The sequence below is a fragment of the Pseudomonas sp. NPDC089530 genome (assembly GCF_050280705.1).
Taxonomy (GTDB): domain Bacteria; phylum Pseudomonadota; class Gammaproteobacteria; order Pseudomonadales; family Pseudomonadaceae; genus Aquipseudomonas.
In genome coordinates, this window is record NZ_JBNNVU010000001.1 from 25,766 (window position 1) to 41,265 (window position 15,500).

Sequence of the window (15,500 nt, forward strand, 5' to 3'; positions counted from 1 at the left end):
GAAAAATCCCCGCGACCATTCCGGTCGAGCGCTGCCTTCAGATCGTGGATGTATCGGCCGACGCGGTCCTGGGACGGCGGCCGGAGGGACGGCCTTTTTCCTGTCGATACAAGCTGTTACTGTACGGAGCATAAAAAGCCCAAGCCGTCTGGATCGGTTCTCTGCCTTGATGCGTCCCCTCCTCCTGTCCCTAATCAGCCTGGCCTTGAGCTTTCCCGCAAGCGCAACGATCACCGAAAGTCATGGTTACGCGCAGTTCGGCACGCTCAAGTACCCCGCGAAGTTCACCCATTACGACTGGGTCAACCCCGCCGCGCCCAAAGGCGGGACCTTGCGGGTCATGGCGTTCGGCACCTTCGACACCCTCAACCCCTACACCTTCAAGGGCACCAGCCCGGTGACCACGCCCAACTTCCTGCAGTACGGGGTCAACGAGCTGAACGAGCCGCTGATGGTGGGCACCGGCCAGTACGCGCCGTCCGGCGACGAGCCGACCTCCAGCTACGGCCTGATCGCCCGCTCCGTCGAATACAGCGAAGACCGCAGCTGGGTGGTGTTCAACCTGCGCCCCGAGGCGCGTTTCCACGACGGTCAGCCGATCACCGCCCGCGATGTGGCGTTTTCCTACCGGCTGCTGCTCAAGGAAGGCCATCCGCAGTACCGCACCAACCTGCAGGAAGTGCAGCGAGTGGACATCCTCGGCCCGCTGCGCATCCGTTTTGTCTTCAAGCGCTCCGGCAACCCGCTGCTGATCCTGCGCCTGGGCGAGCTGCCGGTACTGCCGCAGCACTACTGGAAAGGCCGCGACTTCAAGGCCACCACCTTCGAACCGCCGCTGGGCAGCGGCCCCTACCGCATCACCCAGGTGCAACCGGGGCGCTCGCTGATGTTCGAGCGGGTCAAGGACTACTGGGGCAAGGACCTGGCGGTCAATCGCGGCTTCAACAACTTCAACAAGGTCGCGGTGGAGTTCTACCGCGACAGCGACGTGGCCTTCGAAGCCTTCAAGGCCGGCGAGTTCGACATCTATATCGAACACCAGGCGAAGAACTGGGCCAACGGCTACAACTTCCCGGCGGTCAGGCGCGGCGACATCGTCAAGGCCCAGATCGCGCACCAGATCCCGACCCAGACCCAGGGCCTGTTCATGAACACCCGCCGGCCGCTGTTCGCCGACCGCAGGGTACGCGAAGCCCTGGGCCTGATGTTCGACTTCGAGTGGACCAACCGCACCCTGTTCAGCGACGCCTACAAACGCGCGACCAGCTACTACCCGAACAGCGAGTTCGCCGCCAGCGGCCTGCCGGTCGGCCATGAATGGCTGCTGCTCTCGCCCTACCGCGAGCAGTTGCCCGCCAGCCTGTTCACCCAGCCTTTCAGCCTGCCCCAGACCGACGGCCGCGGCATCCCGCGCTCGACCCTGCGCCGGGCCCTGGGCCTGCTGGGCGAAGCCGGCTGGAAGCTCAACGGCCAGCGCCTGCTCGACAGCAACGGGCAACCGCTGCGCTTCGAGCTGCTGCTGGTCAACCCGAACCTGGAACGGATCCTCCAGCCCTACGTCGAGAACCTGGCCAGCATCGGCATCGACGCGCGCCTGCGCACCGTCGACCGGGCGCAGTACAAGCAGCGCCTGGACCAGTTCGACTTCGACATGATCCTCATGACCCTCAACCAGACCCTGAGCCCGGGCCTGGAGCAATGGCAGTACTTCCACTCCAGCCAGGTCGGGGTCAAGGGCAGCAAGAACTATGCGGGCATCGCCAACCCCGTCGTCGATCACCTGCTGGAACAACTGCTCGCCGTGCAGAGCCGCGACGAACAACTGGCCGCCGGTCGGGCCCTCGACCGCGTGCTGCTGTGGCAGCACTACATCGTCCCCAACTGGTACCTCAACTATCATCGCCTGGCGTACCGCAACCGGTTCGCCTTCGTCACCACGCCGCCCTATCAGCTGGGTCTGAGCGCCTGGTGGCTGAAGTCCCTGGAGAAAGCCCAATGATGCCCCTGCGTGCCCTGCTCCTGCGGGTCGGCTCCGTGCTGCTGGCGGGAGTCGCCGGCCTCGCCCAGGCCGCCCCGCAACATGCCCTGACCCTGTACAACGAACCGCCGAAGTACCCGGCGAACTTCAAGCACTTCGACTACGTCAACCCGGACGCCCCCAAGGGCGGCACCTTCCGCGAAGCCGGCTTCGGCGGCTTCGACAGCCTCAACCCGTTCATCAACAAAGGCGTGCCGGCGGACAACATCGGCCTGATCTACGACACCCTGATGCGCCAGAGCCTGGACGAACCCTTCACCGAGTACGGCCTGGTGGCCGGGCAGATCGAGAAAGCCCCGGACAACAGCTGGGTGCGCTTCTACCTGCGCCCCGAGGCGCGCTTCCACGACGGCCAGCCGATCACTGCCTCCGACGTGGTGTTCAGCTTCCAGACCCTGATGAAGGCCGGTGCGCCGATGTACCGCGGCTACTACGCCGACGTCGAGGACGTGATCGCCGAAGATCCGCTCAAGGTGCTCTTCAAGTTCAAGCACACCAACAATCGCGAGCTGCCGCTGATTCTCGGCCAGCTGTCGGTACTGCCCAAGCACTGGTGGGAACACCGCGACTTTTCCAAGGGCAACCTGGAAATCCCCCTCGGCAGCGGCCCGTACAAGGTGGTGGAAGTGAAGGCCGGACGCTCGGTGCGCTACGAGCGGGTCAAGGACTACTGGGCCAAGGACCTGCCGATCAACCGCGGCCAGTTCAACTTCGACGTGATGGCCACCGACTACTACCGCGACAACACCGTGGCCCTGGAAGCGCTCAAGGCCGGACAGTTCGACTACTGGCTGGAGATCAGCGCGAAGAACTGGGCCAACGCCTACAACATCCCGGCGGTGGAACAGGGCCGGCTGATCAAGGAGCAGATCGCCAACGGCAACCCCACCGGCATGCAGGGTTTCGTCTACAACCTGCGCCGGCCGTTGTTCCAGGACGTGCGGGTGCGCCAGGCCCTGAGCCTGCTGCTGGACTTCGAGTGGACCAACAAGCAACTGTTCAACGGTGCCTACACCCGCACCCGCAGCTACTTCGAGAACTCGGAAATGGCCGCCACCGGCCTGCCTGACGCAGACGAGCTGCAAATCCTCGAACCGCTGCGCGGCAAGATCCCCGACCAGGTGTTCAGCGAAACCTTCCAGCCCTCGGTCTGCGACGGCAGCGGCATGATCCGCGCCCAGCAGCGCCATGCCTACCAATTGCTGCAGGAAGCCGGCTGGCACATCGTCGACGACAAGATGGTCGACGCCCAGGGCAAGCCGGTGGTGATCGAATTCCTGCTGGCCCAGACCGAGTTCGAGCGCGTGCTGCTGCCGTTCAAGCGCAACCTCGCCGATCTGGGGATCGACCTGGTGATCCGCCGGGTCGACGTGTCCCAGTACATCAACCGCCTGCGCTCGCGGGACTTCGACATGGTGGTCGGCAGCTTCCCGCAATCCAACTCGCCGGGTAACGAACAGCGCGAATACTGGAAGTCCTCCAGTGCCGACAACCCCGGCAGCCGCAACTTCATCGGCCTCAAGGACCCGACCATCGACACCCTGGTGGAAGACCTGATCAACGCCGACTCGCGCCAGAGCCTGGTGGCCCACACCCGCGCCCTGGACCGTGTGCTGCAATGGGGCTACTACGTGATTCCCAACTGGCACATCAAGACCTGGCGCGTGGCCTACTGGGACCACCTGGGCCACCCGACAGTCTCGCCCAAGTACGACATCGGCACCCAGACCTGGTGGATCAAGCCCGACGCCACCCCGGCCACCCACTCGCAGGCCGCCCCCGCCGGCGTGGAGCAATAAGATGCTGGCTTACATCCTGCGGCGACTGCTGCTGATCATCCCGACCCTGTTCGGCATCCTGCTGATCAACTTCGTCATCATCCAGGCGGCGCCCGGCGGCCCGGTGGAACAGATGATCGCCAAACTCGAGGGCTTCGAGGGCGCCACCAGCCGCATCGCCGGCGGCGGCGCCGAAGTCTCGGTGGCCGGCTCCAGCTACCGCGGCGCCCAGGGCCTGGACCCGGCCCTGGTCAAGGAAATCGAGAAGATGTACGGCTTCGACAAGTCGGCGCCGGAACGCCTGTGGATCATGGTCAAGAACTACGCCACCCTGGATTTCGGCGACAGCTTCTTCCGCGACGCCAAGGTGGTCGACCTGATCCGCGAAAAACTCCCGGTGTCCATCTCCCTGGGGCTGTGGAGCACCCTGATCATGTACCTGGTGTCGATCCCCCTGGGGATCGCCAAGGCCACCCGCCACGGCAGCCACTTCGACGTCTGGACCAGCTCGGCGATCATCGTCGGCTACGCGATCCCGGCGTTCCTGTTCGCCATCCTGCTGATCGTGATGTTCGCCGGCGGCAGCTATTTCGACTGGTTCCCGCTGCGCGGCCTGACCTCGAACAACTTCGACCAACTGAGCTGGGGCGGCAAGATCCTCGACTACTTCTGGCACCTGGCCCTGCCGATCACCGCCCTGGTGATCGGCAACTTCGCCACCATGACCCTGCTGACCAAGAACAGCTTCCTCGACGAGATCAACAAGCAGTACGTGATCACCGCCAAGGCCAAGGGCCTGACCCGGCGTCGCGTGCTCTACGGCCATGTGTTCCGCAACGCCATGCTGCTGGTGATCGCCGGTTTTCCCGCGGCCTTCATCGGCATCTTCTTCACCGGCTCCCTGCTGGTGGAGGTGATCTTCTCCCTCGACGGCCTGGGCCTGATGAGCTTCGAGGCGGCGATCAACCGCGATTACCCGGTGGTGTTCGGCACCCTGTTCATCTTCACCCTGCTGGGGCTGGTGGTGAAACTGATCGGCGATTTGACCTACACCCTGGTCGACCCACGCATCGACTTCGAAAGCCGGGAGCATTGAGATGAACCTGTCCCCCCTCAATCGCCGGCGTTTTGAGCTGTTCAAGGCCAACAAGCGCGGCTGGTGGTCGCTGTGGCTGTTCCTGCTGCTGTTCGGCGCCAGCCTGGGCGCCGAGCTGATCGCCAACGACAAGCCGCTGGTGGTGCACTACGACGACGGCTGGTACTTCCCGGCGCTCAAGCGCTACCCGGAAACCACCTTCGGCGGCGAATTCCCCCTGGAAGCCAACTACAAGAGCCCGTACATCCGCGAGCTGCTTGCGGCCAAGGAAGCCTGGGTGCTGTGGGCGCCGATCCGCTTCAGCTACCAGAGCATCAACTACGACCTGAAAGTCCCGGCCCCCGCGCCGCCCTCGGCGGACAACCTGCTGGGCACCGACGACCAGGGCCGCGACGTGCTGGCGCGGGTGATCTACGGCTTCCGGGTGTCGGTGCTGTTCGCCCTGACCCTGACCCTGCTCAGCTCGATCATCGGCGTCGCCGCCGGGGCCCTGCAGGGCTTCTACGGCGGCTGGGTCGACCTGGCCGGGCAGCGCTTCCTGGAGATCTGGTCCGGGCTGCCGGTGCTGTATTTGCTGATCATCCTCGCCAGTTTCGTGCAGCCCAACTTCTGGTGGCTGCTGGGGATCATGCTGCTGTTCTCCTGGATGAGCCTGGTGGACGTGGTGCGCGCCGAGTTCCTGCGCGGGCGCAACCTGGAATACGTGCGTGCCGCCCGGGCCCTGGGGATGCAGAACGGCGCGATCATGTTCCGCCATATCCTGCCCAACGCCATGGTCTCGACCATGACCTTCATGCCGTTCATCCTCACCGGCGCCATCGGCACCCTGACCGCCCTCGACTTCCTCGGTTTCGGCCTGCCACCCGGCGCGCCGTCATTGGGCGAACTGGTGGCCCAGGGTAAATCCAACCTGCAGGCGCCCTGGCTGGGCATCAGCGCCTTCGCCGTGCTGGCGGTCATGCTGAGCCTGCTGGTATTTATCGGCGAGTCCGCTCGCGATGCCTTCGACCCGAGGAAATGAGATGAATCAGGACAATCTGATCGAAGTCCGCGACCTCGCCGTCGAGTTTGTCGCCGGCGAACAGCAGCAACGGGTGGTCGAGGGCATCAGCTTCGATATCAAGCGCGGCGAAACCCTGGCCCTGGTGGGCGAAAGCGGCTCCGGCAAATCGGTGACCGCGCACTCGATCCTGCGCCTGCTGCCCTACCCCCTGGCCCGCCACCCGTCCGGGAGCATCCACTACGCCGGCCAGGACCTGCTGACCCAGAAAGAGAAAAGCATCCGCCATATCCGCGGCAACCGGATCGCGATGATCTTTCAGGAGCCGATGACCTCGCTCAACCCGCTGCACAGCATCGAGAAGCAGATCAACGAAGTGCTGGGCCTGCACAAGGGCCTGACCGGCAAGGTCGCCACCCGGCGCACCCTGGAGCTGCTGGAACTGGTGGGCATTCCCGAGCCGCACAAGCGCCTCAAGGCCCTGCCCCACGAGCTGTCCGGCGGCCAGAGGCAGCGGGTGATGATCGCCATGGCCCTGGCCAACGAGCCGGAGCTGCTGATCGCCGACGAGCCGACCACCGCCCTCGACGTCACCGTGCAACTGAAGATCCTCGAACTGCTCAAGGAGCTGCAGGCGCGCCTGGGGATGGCCCTGCTGCTGATCAGCCACGACCTCAACCTGGTGCGGCGCATCGCCCACCGCGTCTGCGTGATGCAACGTGGGCGGATCGTCGAGCAGGCGCCCTGCGAGGAGCTGTTCCGCGCGCCGCAACATCCCTACACACGTGAGCTGCTGGCCGCCGAGCCCAGCGGCGGGCCCGCGGGTAACGCGGTCGGCCAACCGCTGCTGCAGGTCGAGGACCTGAAGGTCTGGTTCCCGATCAAGAAAGGCTTGCTGCGCCACACCGTCGACCATGTGAAAGCGGTGGACGGCATCAACTTCAGCCTGCCCCAGGGCCAGACCCTGGGCATCGTCGGCGAAAGCGGCTCGGGCAAATCGACCCTGGGCCTGGCGATCCTGCGGCTGATAGCAAGCAAAGGCGCCATCCGCTTCGAAGGCAAGCAGTTGGATGGTCTGTCGCAACACCAGGTACGGCCGCTGCGCCGGGAAATGCAGGTGGTGTTCCAGGACCCCTTCGGCAGCCTCAGCCCGCGCATGTGCGTGAGCCAGATCGTTGGCGAAGGCCTGCGCATCCACAAGATCGGCACGCCGGAGGAACAGGAACAGGCCATCGTCGAGGCGCTCAAGGAAGTGGGGCTGGACCCGGAAACCCGGCACCGCTACCCCCACGAATTCTCCGGCGGGCAACGCCAGCGCATCGCCATCGCCCGAGCCCTGGTGCTCAAGCCGGCGCTGATCCTGCTGGACGAGCCGACCTCGGCCCTGGACCGCACCGTGCAACGCCAGGTGGTGGAACTGCTGCGCCGGCTGCAGGCCAAGTACAACCTGACCTACCTGTTCATCAGCCACGACCTGGCGGTGGTCAAGGCGCTGAGCCACCAGCTGATGGTGGTCAAGCACGGCCAGGTGGTGGAACAGGGCGACGCGCAACACATCTTCGCCGCCCCGCAGCACCCCTACACCCGGCAACTGCTGGAAGCTGCCTTCCTGGTGCCGGCCAGCCAGTGAGCGCGGCCTAGGCGACGCAGATGCCCGGCACCGCGACCTTCTGGAACAGATGCGGGGAAGCGACCGCGGAGGACGGATAAGCTGCGAGACTGGCCCGGAACTCGGGATGGGTGAACGCCGCCCGGAAATGCGCATTGGACTCCCAGATGGCGTAATTGAGGTAGGTCGGGCTGTCGCCGAGGGCGCGATGCAACTGGGTGGAGATGAAGCCCGGCTGCCGCTTCATGAAGCTGGCATCGTCTTGCCAGGCCTGCAGGAAGACCGGTTCGTCGGCCGGGTCCAGGGTGAAGAGGTTCACCAGGACCACCGACGAAGCCTCGAGGGCGATCTGGCGTTCGATTGGAAAAGCGGGGTCCATAGGGCGAATGAGAGACATGGCAATGCTCCAGTAGTGAGGGTTGAAAGCGTAATCACATTGCTAGATTGACATCACGATGTCAATCTAGCTGAAAGAATCAATTTGTCTGGATATTGACCTTATGCACCCACCTGAACCCACCCCGGCCGGGGCTGCCCTGACCGACTTCATTCTCAGCATGTTCCGCGCCAGCAACCAGACGCTGGCCTGGGGCGACCGGATCGTCGCGCCCCTGGGGCTGACCAGCGCCCGCTGGCAGATTCTGGGAGCGATCGTGGCGGCAGAACGCCCGCAGCCGGTGGCCTGGCTGGCCCGGGACCTGGAAGCCAACCGGCAGAACGTGCAGCGCATCGTCAACGACCTGGCCAAGGAAGGACTGGTGACCTTCGAGCCCAACCCCCATCACCGGCGCGCGCAGCTGGTGACCCTGACCGACAAGGGCACGACAGCGTTCAACCAGGCCATCGGCCTGTATACGCCGCTGGTCAACGAGCTGTCGGCCGGGCTTGAGGTGGCAGATATTCAAACCGCGCTGCGGGTGATCACCACGTTGCGCGGCAGGCTCGAAGGACAGGCGGACACCGAGGAATAGACAGCCGGGGCACGATATCGCCCCGGCTCACAGCTGCGCCAGCAGGCCGTCCACATCCACCGGTTGCTCCGGGTCGAACTCGATCTGGCCGATGCTGAAGCTGATGTCGTAGGCGCGCTGCGAAGCGCTGGTGCGCTCGTCGAGAATGTTCTGCAGGCGCGCGATGATCGCCAGTTTCTCGACCCGCTCCGAACCGGTCAGCAGCACCACGAAACGCTGGTACTCCAGGTGCCCGACCACGTCGCCGTCACGGAACGCGATGCGCAGCCCGTCGGCGAAGGTCTTCAGCGCGGCCTCCCCTTCGTCCTGGCCATAGGCCCGGCTGATGCGATGCAAGTCATCAAGTTCGAACAGCAGCAAGGTCGCCGGGCGGTGCAGGTCCTTGCAGACCTGCAGCGCATCGCCCGCCAGCACCGCAAAACCGTGCGGGTTGGGCAGCAGGGTCAGTTTGTCGAGGTTGGCCACCTGCACCGCGGCCAGTTCTTGCTCGGCCTGGCGGTTCTGATCGCGCAACAGTTGCCGGGACGGATCATCCGTCTCGGGCGACGGCACCGCAGTCGATGCCGAGGCAGGTTTGTCTGGGGAAAGCATCGCGCACTCCATTGGCGAGGGAACTCCTTTAGCGTAGCTGCCGCGGGCCCTGGCTTCCCTGACAACCACCCTCCCCGGCGGGCCTGGGCCGCAACTTCCGACAGGCGGACAGGGTCCACCCGCCTCGACCTGGAATCTGAACCGGGTCAGCGCCAGCAAACCGCTCCGGGGCATCACTGCTCAGCCGGTCAGGCCCGGGCCGCCCTGGTAGGAGCGGCCCGGATTGCGCTCGGGGTATCAGAAGTCGGTGGAGGCCGACAGCGCCCGCCAGGTCGCGGTTTCCTCCTCGACATAGGCGTTCTTCGCCGCGATGGCCGCCAGGGTGTCGGTGCCCAGGGGCAGGCGCAGCGGCGGTTGCTGCGCCTCGACCAGGGCGATCATCGCCTGCGCCAGCTTGTCCGGGTCGCCCGGCTGCTGCTGGTTGTAGGCCTTGGCCTGCTGCCGCACCACGCCGACGGTGGATGCGTAGTCGGCAATGCTGGCGGGCGATTCCAGCAACGAATTGCCGTCGAGGAAGTCGGTGCGGAAGTAACCCGGCTCCACCACCGTGACCTTCACTCCCAGGGGCGCCAGCTCGCTGTGCAGGGCTTCGCTCAGGCCTTCGACGGCGAACTTGGTCGAGCAGTAGACGCCGTAGCCCGCCCCCGACTGGTAGCCACCGATCGAAGAGATGTTGATCACATGGCCGCTGCGGGCGGCGCGCATGTGTGCCAGTACCCCGCGGGTCACGTTGAGCAGGCCGAACACATTGGTTTCATAGACCCGGCGGATCTCGTCGCTGCTGGCCTCTTCCACCGCGCCGAGCAGGCCGAAGCCGGCATTGTTGACCAGCACATCGATGCGGCCGAAGCGCTCCACGGCGCTCTGCGCCACCTCCCGGGCCTGAGCCTCGTCGGTGACGTCCAGTTGCGCGGCCAGCAGGCCCGGCTGCGCGCCGAAACGCTCGATGATCGACTGGGCGTTGCGCGCGGTGGCCACCACCGCATCGCCATGGGCCAGGGCCGCGGCGGTGATCTTGGCGCCGATGCCACGGGAAGCCCCGGTGATCAGCCAGACACGTTTGAAAGGGGTTTGCGAAGTCATGATCAGTACCTTGTAAGGAGTGGGTGAACACAAGGTACGCAAGGGCATTAGCCGGAAAAATCGCCTCGTGCTACAAGCACTATGAACCTCTCTTTCAGAATGGCCTTGCGATGAATCAGGACCCTTTCGACGGCTTGACCGAGTTTCTCGCCGTCGCCGAGCACAAGAGTTTCACCCAGGCGGCCAGCCAGCTGGGGGTGACCCCAACCGCCGTGAGCCAGGCGGTGAAAACCCTCGAACGACGCACCGGCGTCTTGCTGTTCCAGCGCACCACCCGCCGCGTGGCCCTGACCGAAGCCGGCAGCAGCCTGTTCGCCCGCCTGCGCCCGGCCGCCACTGAAATCGGCGATGCCCTGGCGGTGCTCGGCAGCTACCGCGACCGGCCGATGGGCACCTTGCGCCTGACCGCGCCGCGCCTGTCCGGCAGCCTGCTGCTGGAACCCTTGATCCCGCGTTTTCGCGCCGCCTACCCCGACGTCAGCCTGGAGATTTCCCTGGACGACGCCACGGTGGATCTGGTGAGCCAGGGCTTCGACGCCGGCATCCGCCTGGGCGAGTCCCTGGAAAAGGACATGATCGCCGTGCGCCTGACCCCGGACCTGCCCTGGTCGGTGGTGGGCGCGCCGGACTATTTCGCCAGGGCCGGCCGGCCACAGACCCCGGAAGAGCTGACCCGGCACCAGGGCATCGGCTATCGCTTCCTCACCTCGGGCCTGACCCATCGCTGGGAGTTCCGCCATAACGGCCGGGACTTCACCGTCGGCGTCCAGGGCGCGCTGGTGGTCAACGACCGCCAACTGTTGCTCGCCACGGCGCGGGCCGGCCAGGGGCTGGCCTACGCCTGCGACATCGAGATCGCCGACGACCTGGCCAGCGGGCGCCTGGAGCGCGTGCTGCAAGCCTTCGTGCCACGCAGTTCGGGGCTGTACCTGTACTTTCCCAGCCGTACCCAGAGCCAGCCGAAACTACGCGCCTTCATCGACATGGCCAGGGCCTGGGTGGCCGGGCAAGGCCGTTCCTGAGCGCAGCGGTTTGTCGATCTACGGCAATCCCGGGTGCCCCCGGGCTGGCTACGCTTGCTCAAGCGGGACACCCAGCCGAGGAGAGCCGTCATGTCGCACCTTCACCGCATCACGCCCTGCCTGTGGTTCGACCACCAGGCCGAAGCCGCCGCGCAGTTCTACTGTTCGATCTTCGATCACTCGCGCATCACCGCCCTCACCCACTATGGCAAGGCCGGGGTCGAGTTCCACGGCCGCCCCGAAGGCTCGGTGATGACCGTGTCCTTCGAGCTCGATGGCCAGACCTTCACCGGCCTCAACGGCGGTCCAGTGTTTACCTTCAACGAAGCCGTTTCGCTGCAGGTCAATTGCCAGAACCAGGGGGAAATCGATCACTTCTGGAGCGCCCTGTCCTACGGCGGCGATCCCCAGGCCCAGCAGTGCGGCTGGCTCAAGGACAAGTTCGGGCTGTCCTGGCAGATCGTGCCCTGCGCGCTGAACCACTGGATGACCGACCCCGACCCGGCCAAGTCGCAGCGGGTGATGCTGGCCCTGCTGCAGATGAAAAAACTCGATATCGCCGCGCTGGAACGAGCCTTCGCCGGCCAGACCTAATACACTCGCGAGCCTTGCTTGCCGATGGAATCCCTTTGATGAAGCCGAGCCAGACCCACAGCCCCGATAGCGCCCCGCGGTTCTGGCGCGATGGGGCACTGCCCTTTATCGAAGCCCGCTCCATCGCCGACGGGCGCAAGGTCTGCTACGCCTTGCATGCCCACGAGCATTTTTCCATCGGCGCCATCACTGCCGGGCACAGCACCTACCTGCACCAACAGACACGGTTGCGCATCAGCGCCGGCACCGTGGTGCTGATGAACCCCGGCGAAGTGCACGCCTGCAACCCGATCGACGACCAGCCCTGGTCCTATCGCATGCTCTATGTCGATACCCCCTGGTTGACCGATCTGCAGCACCAGCTGGGCTTCAGCCAGGAGCTGGGTTTTCGCCCCTTTGCCACCCCCTACAGCGACGACCCCGCGCTCTATGCCGGGCTCAATCGCCTGTATGAAGTGCTGGTGGACGAACAGGCCGAGACCTTGCAGAAACACAGCGCCGCGGTGGCGTTTTTCAGCGATCTGCAACAGCGCCTGAACCCGGCGCAGCAGCCGCTACGCGAGAGCAACCGGAAGCTGCAACGGGCCGCCGACTACATCCGCACGCACTGCACCCGCTCGCTGAAACTGGAAGAAATCTGCCAGGCCGCCGAGCTGTCGCCGTCCTACCTGATTCGTGCCTTCAAGCAGCATTACGGCATGACGCCCCACGCCTTCGTGGTCAACCGGCGGGTGCAGTTCGCCCAGAGCCGCCTGCGGGACGGCGAGCCGATCGCCGAGGTGGCCCTGGAAGCCGGCTTCGCCGACCAGGCGCATTTCCAGCGGGCGTTCAAACAGCATCTGGCGGCGACGCCGGGGCAGTATCGCGGCTGATGCGCCTGCCCTGGCGCTTCCCCCTCATGGCAACAACAGATACACCGCACTCGCCGCCAGCAGCAGCGCCATGCTGCGGTTGAACAGGCGCATGCCCCTGGGGTTGCTCAGGTACTGGCGCAGGAAGGTCCCGGCATAGGCCCAGCAGGCGATCGACAGGTAGCAGATCACGAAGTACACCAGCGCGAACTGCCACACCAGCAGCGCCTCGCCATTGGCGGCGAATACGCCCATACCGGCGACACAAGCCAGCCAGGCCTTGGGGTTGAGCCATTGCATGATCGCGCCGTACCAGGCCGACGGCGCCTTGGCGTTGTCGTCGCTGCCCAGCCGACCGTCATCCATCGCCAGCTTCCAGGCCATGAACAGCAGGAAGGCCACCCCGAACAGCTGGATGCCCCGGGTCAGGAACGGCCACAACCGCAGCAGCTCATGCAGGCCCAGGCCGATCAGCACCAGCAACAGCACGAAACCCAGGGTAGCGCCGCCGACATGCCGCAGGCTGGCGCGAAAACCGAACTGCGCGCCGGAACTCAGGGCCACGATATTGACCGGACCGGGGGTAATCGAAGAGGCTAGCGCGAAGGCCGCCATGGAAAACACTACGCTCATCTCACACCTTCATAGGATCGATCGGAAAGTCCGGTGACCACAGTAGGTGCCCAGGCCACCGGCTGTATTGAAGAAAAATACCCACCCTGGTTCACGGACCGCTGCCATGCCCGACGCACAGCTCCACGCCCCGACCCTCACCGCCCGCCTGTTGCTGCGACCGCCGACGCTGGACGACCTGGCCATCACCTGTCAGATCCACGGCGACCCACGCACCCAGCGCTACAACCCCGCCGGCCCGGACAACGCCGAGGCCAGCCAACGCCGGCTGCAAGGCTGGATACAGCACTGGCGCGAGCACGGCTTCGGCTACTGGGTGATCTGCGACTGCGCCCGCCCCGAACGGGTGCTGGGGTTCGGCGGCATCATGCACAGCCGCTTCGGCGAGCGCAGCGGGCTGAACCTGTACTTTCGTTTCGCCGTCGATGCCTGGGGCCAGGGTTACGCCAACGAAATGGCCAACGCCGCGCTGCACCTGGCCTTCTTTGAGCTACGCGCCGAACAGGTGATCGGCCTGGTGCGCCCCGACAACCTGCCGTCGCGCCGCGCCCTGGAACGCCTGGGCCTGACCCTGGACGGCGAACTGGACGACTTCCCCGGCCTGGCGCCGAGCCTGCTGTACAGCCTCAGCGCCGAACACTACTTCGCGGCCAAGGCCACGCCGACCAACGACACCGCGCGGAACCTGGAGCCGTGAGCCAGATCGACCTGCAGCCGGCCCAGCGCGACGACTGGGAGTGCATCGAAAACCTGATGCAGTTCTTCATGTACGAACTCAGCCAGTGGCTGCCGATCAAGCTGGGGCAGCACGGCCTGTTCGCCATCCAGCCGAAGACCCCGTACTGGCGCCAACCCGGGACCCGACCCTGGCTGCTGCGGGTCGAGGGCGAACTGGCCGGTTTCGCCATAGTCGACGACGAGGTGCGCCTTGCCGAGGTGCAGTACAACCTCGCCTATCTCTTCGTGGTGCGGCGCTTTCGCGGGCGCGGCATCGGCCGCCAGGTGGTGACGCAACTACTGGCAGGGCTGCCCGGGCAGTGGCAGGTCCTACACCTGGATGCCAACCCGCCGGCCCGGGCATTCTGGGCCCGGGTCCTCCCCGAGCTCAGCGGCGGCGCCTTCAGTTGCCAGCCGAGCACGGCGGACGGCTATCCCTGCACCCTGTATAGATTCCTCGTCCCGGCATGAACTCAATGAGCCTTCTGAGCACTGAACACTGGCACATCAACTATCGTTGCGATGCCCGCCATCCAGGCAGCCTGTTTGTCTCCTCCTAGCCTGCGTAACGACACGAATAGGCAACTCAGGTCGAACACCTACATCAGCGGCTGACCAGCCTGGATGCTCTGGATCAGGTGCAGCGAAAGCCTTTTATCCCGCACAAGACCGATGTTTAATGCCGCCACTAAATGGCTATCAAGGGAAGGACATCGACAATGGGCTGGTTTGATCACGTTCTGGGAAGCGAACCCATGAAGAATCGGGAGCAGGAGATCTCCCCCGGCCCCCTCGACCTTAGCCTGATCAGCAAGGTCAGCTTCGATTCGATTCTCAAGCTGCTGCTCGACGGTAAAAGCAAGGTAACGATTCCGGAGAGTGAGATGAGTATCTTTGCCGAGTCCTTTATCGACCTGGGAGGCACTCACTGGCTATCGCGCTATTTCCTCGACCCCAGCGACCATTGGCTGCAGATTCATACACACGGCAACGGCGGCGACTTTCAGGTCGAATCAGTCCTTCTGTTCGAGACTATTGTCAGAGCGGATATCGACAGCGGCGAACGGCTGAGCTGTCTGGTTGCCCCCTGGGCCTTGATCGGTAATCCCACACTCACTCATGAAGGTCTCGAATACAGCCGGGAATGGGGGGTAGAGACAGGGCAAACAGCCTTGTTGCCTTTGACGGAATACGTCCACCATCAGGATGACGAGGACGACCAAGACCCTGACAGCATCATGCACCGCTCAGTGCTTTACTCCCGCGACACAGGTTTGACCAATCGCCGGGAGTTCCTGCTATTTGGGCTGGATGACGATGTTTCTTTCACTGTCGCGCGAGGTATCTCCTTGTACTTGAGCGATCTGCACGTCAGTTATCCTGGATAGGCTCCGACCTGATCTTCTCAAGCAGCCTTCAGAACCTTGGATCCTCTATCGAGTTCGGCCTTGAAAAATATCACGCGTGAGCTATTGAACAGAGACAGATCATCCTGTAATTTTTCTCACGCGTGATAC

16 protein-coding genes are annotated in these 15,500 nt (G+C 64.7%); 12 read left to right on the forward strand and 4 right to left on the reverse strand.

The annotated features are described in order from the left end of the window. Nucleotides 1-169: 169 nt before the first annotated feature. From ACQKQA_RS00130 to ACQKQA_RS00150, 5 genes are read left to right on the forward strand one after another with little or no spacing between them, the layout of a single operon-like run. Nucleotides 170-1,999, forward strand: a complete 1,830-nt coding sequence (locus tag ACQKQA_RS00130) for an extracellular solute-binding protein (RefSeq protein ID WP_427552306.1) — start codon at nt 170-172, stop codon at nt 1,997-1,999. After that, nucleotides 1,996-3,837, forward strand: a complete 1,842-nt coding sequence (locus tag ACQKQA_RS00135; RefSeq protein WP_427552307.1) for an extracellular solute-binding protein — start codon at nt 1,996-1,998, stop codon at nt 3,835-3,837. Before ACQKQA_RS00130 ends, ACQKQA_RS00135 begins: the two co-directional genes overlap by 4 nt. Nucleotide 3,838: 1 nt before the next feature. Next, nucleotides 3,839-4,912, forward strand: coding sequence for a microcin C ABC transporter permease YejB (locus tag ACQKQA_RS00140; protein WP_427552308.1), 1,074 nt, complete (start codon nt 3,839-3,841; stop codon nt 4,910-4,912). A 1-nt stretch (nt 4,913) separates the two neighbouring features. Then, nucleotides 4,914-5,933 (forward strand): ABC transporter permease, encoded by a 1,020-nt coding sequence (locus tag ACQKQA_RS00145; protein ID WP_427552309.1) that lies wholly within the window; start codon nt 4,914-4,916, stop codon nt 5,931-5,933. A 1-nt stretch (nt 5,934) separates the two neighbouring features. After that, a complete protein-coding gene (locus ACQKQA_RS00150; protein ID WP_427552310.1) occupies nt 5,935-7,542 on the forward strand; it encodes an ABC transporter ATP-binding protein in 1,608 nt (535 codons plus the stop codon). Nucleotides 7,543-7,549: 7 nt separating this feature from the next. Here the strand turns inward: ACQKQA_RS00150 and ACQKQA_RS00155 are convergent, their stop codons facing one another. Then, nucleotides 7,550-7,918 (reverse strand): antibiotic biosynthesis monooxygenase family protein, encoded by a 369-nt coding sequence (locus ACQKQA_RS00155; protein ID WP_427552311.1) that lies wholly within the window; start codon nt 7,916-7,918, stop codon nt 7,550-7,552. A 103-nt stretch (nt 7,919-8,021) separates the two neighbouring features. Here ACQKQA_RS00155 and ACQKQA_RS00160 point away from each other — a divergent pair, with 103 nt between their 5' ends. Beyond that, entirely contained in the window at nt 8,022-8,492 is a 471-nt protein-coding gene (locus tag ACQKQA_RS00160) for a MarR family winged helix-turn-helix transcriptional regulator (RefSeq protein ID WP_427552312.1), read from the forward strand. A 27-nt stretch (nt 8,493-8,519) separates the two neighbouring features. On the opposite strand, the gene ACQKQA_RS00165 is transcribed toward ACQKQA_RS00160, so the two are convergent. Both ACQKQA_RS00165 and ACQKQA_RS00170 read right to left on the reverse strand, forming a co-directional pair. Continuing rightward, nucleotides 8,520-9,083 carry a GGDEF domain-containing protein gene (locus ACQKQA_RS00165; RefSeq protein WP_427552313.1) on the reverse strand — a complete coding sequence of 188 codons (564 nt, stop codon included), beginning with the start codon at nt 9,081-9,083 and terminating at the stop codon, nt 8,520-8,522. 237 nt (nt 9,084-9,320) lie between these two features. Then, on the reverse strand, nt 9,321-10,166 hold the full coding sequence (locus ACQKQA_RS00170) for an oxidoreductase (protein ID WP_427552314.1): 846 nt from the start codon (nt 10,164-10,166) through the stop codon (nt 9,321-9,323). Between the two features lie 110 nt (nt 10,167-10,276). On the opposite strand from ACQKQA_RS00170, the gene ACQKQA_RS00175 reads away from it, so the two are divergent. The 3 genes from ACQKQA_RS00175 (at nt 10,277) to ACQKQA_RS00185 (ending at nt 12,654) form a co-directional block, all read left to right on the forward strand. Beyond that, on the forward strand, nt 10,277-11,188 hold the full coding sequence (locus tag ACQKQA_RS00175) for a LysR family transcriptional regulator (RefSeq protein ID WP_427552315.1): 912 nt from the start codon (nt 10,277-10,279) through the stop codon (nt 11,186-11,188). 90 nt (nt 11,189-11,278) lie between these two features. Further along, nucleotides 11,279-11,782: a VOC family protein gene (locus tag ACQKQA_RS00180; protein ID WP_427552316.1), complete on the forward strand. Its 504-nt coding sequence runs from the start codon at nt 11,279-11,281 to the stop codon at nt 11,780-11,782. Between the two features lie 38 nt (nt 11,783-11,820). Continuing rightward, nucleotides 11,821-12,654: a helix-turn-helix domain-containing protein gene (locus ACQKQA_RS00185; RefSeq protein WP_427552317.1), complete on the forward strand. Its 834-nt coding sequence runs from the start codon at nt 11,821-11,823 to the stop codon at nt 12,652-12,654. Nucleotides 12,655-12,678: 24 nt separating this feature from the next. Here ACQKQA_RS00185 and ACQKQA_RS00190 read toward each other — a convergent pair whose 3' ends face one another. Continuing rightward, a complete protein-coding gene (locus ACQKQA_RS00190) occupies nt 12,679-13,266 on the reverse strand; it encodes a LysE family translocator (RefSeq protein WP_427552318.1) in 588 nt (195 codons plus the stop codon). A 106-nt stretch (nt 13,267-13,372) separates the two neighbouring features. Here ACQKQA_RS00190 and ACQKQA_RS00195 point away from each other — a divergent pair, with 106 nt between their 5' ends. The 3 genes from ACQKQA_RS00195 to ACQKQA_RS00205 all read left to right on the forward strand — a co-directional run bounded on the left by ACQKQA_RS00195 (nt 13,373) and on the right by ACQKQA_RS00205 (nt 15,371). Then, nucleotides 13,373-13,963 (forward strand): GNAT family N-acetyltransferase, encoded by a 591-nt coding sequence (locus ACQKQA_RS00195; RefSeq protein WP_427552319.1) that lies wholly within the window; start codon nt 13,373-13,375, stop codon nt 13,961-13,963. Continuing rightward, entirely contained in the window at nt 13,960-14,454 is a 495-nt protein-coding gene (locus ACQKQA_RS00200; protein WP_427552320.1) for a GNAT family N-acetyltransferase, read from the forward strand. The genes ACQKQA_RS00195 and ACQKQA_RS00200 overlap by 4 nt, the downstream gene beginning before the upstream one ends. Nucleotides 14,455-14,702: 248 nt before the next feature. Then, nucleotides 14,703-15,371, forward strand: a complete 669-nt coding sequence (locus ACQKQA_RS00205) for a DUF2491 family protein (protein ID WP_427552322.1) — start codon at nt 14,703-14,705, stop codon at nt 15,369-15,371. The last annotated feature ends 129 nt before the right edge of the window (nt 15,372-15,500 follow it).

Coding starts and splice junctions, on each gene's coding strand:
- ACQKQA_RS00135 (WP_427552307.1), top strand. CDS start 1,996: ATGATGCCCCTGCGTGCCCTGCTCCTGCGGGTCGGCTCCGTGCTGCTG.
- ACQKQA_RS00130 (WP_427552306.1), top strand. CDS start 170: ATGCGTCCCCTCCTCCTGTCCCTAATCAGCCTGGCCTTGAGCTTTCCC.
- ACQKQA_RS00155 (WP_427552311.1), bottom strand. CDS start 7,918: ATGTCTCTCATTCGCCCTATGGACCCCGCTTTTCCAATCGAACGCCAG.
- ACQKQA_RS00190 (WP_427552318.1), bottom strand. CDS start 13,266: ATGAGCGTAGTGTTTTCCATGGCGGCCTTCGCGCTAGCCTCTTCGATT.
- ACQKQA_RS00145 (WP_427552309.1), top strand. CDS start 4,914: ATGAACCTGTCCCCCCTCAATCGCCGGCGTTTTGAGCTGTTCAAGGCC.
- ACQKQA_RS00140 (WP_427552308.1), top strand. CDS start 3,839: ATGCTGGCTTACATCCTGCGGCGACTGCTGCTGATCATCCCGACCCTG.
- ACQKQA_RS00175 (WP_427552315.1), top strand. CDS start 10,277: ATGAATCAGGACCCTTTCGACGGCTTGACCGAGTTTCTCGCCGTCGCC.
- ACQKQA_RS00160 (WP_427552312.1), top strand. CDS start 8,022: ATGCACCCACCTGAACCCACCCCGGCCGGGGCTGCCCTGACCGACTTC.
- ACQKQA_RS00185 (WP_427552317.1), top strand. CDS start 11,821: ATGAAGCCGAGCCAGACCCACAGCCCCGATAGCGCCCCGCGGTTCTGG.
- ACQKQA_RS00170 (WP_427552314.1), bottom strand. CDS start 10,166: ATGACTTCGCAAACCCCTTTCAAACGTGTCTGGCTGATCACCGGGGCT.
- ACQKQA_RS00165 (WP_427552313.1), bottom strand. CDS start 9,083: ATGCTTTCCCCAGACAAACCTGCCTCGGCATCGACTGCGGTGCCGTCG.
- ACQKQA_RS00180 (WP_427552316.1), top strand. CDS start 11,279: ATGTCGCACCTTCACCGCATCACGCCCTGCCTGTGGTTCGACCACCAG.
- ACQKQA_RS00195 (WP_427552319.1), top strand. CDS start 13,373: ATGCCCGACGCACAGCTCCACGCCCCGACCCTCACCGCCCGCCTGTTG.
- ACQKQA_RS00150 (WP_427552310.1), top strand. CDS start 5,935: ATGAATCAGGACAATCTGATCGAAGTCCGCGACCTCGCCGTCGAGTTT.
- ACQKQA_RS00205 (WP_427552322.1), top strand. CDS start 14,703: ATGGGCTGGTTTGATCACGTTCTGGGAAGCGAACCCATGAAGAATCGG.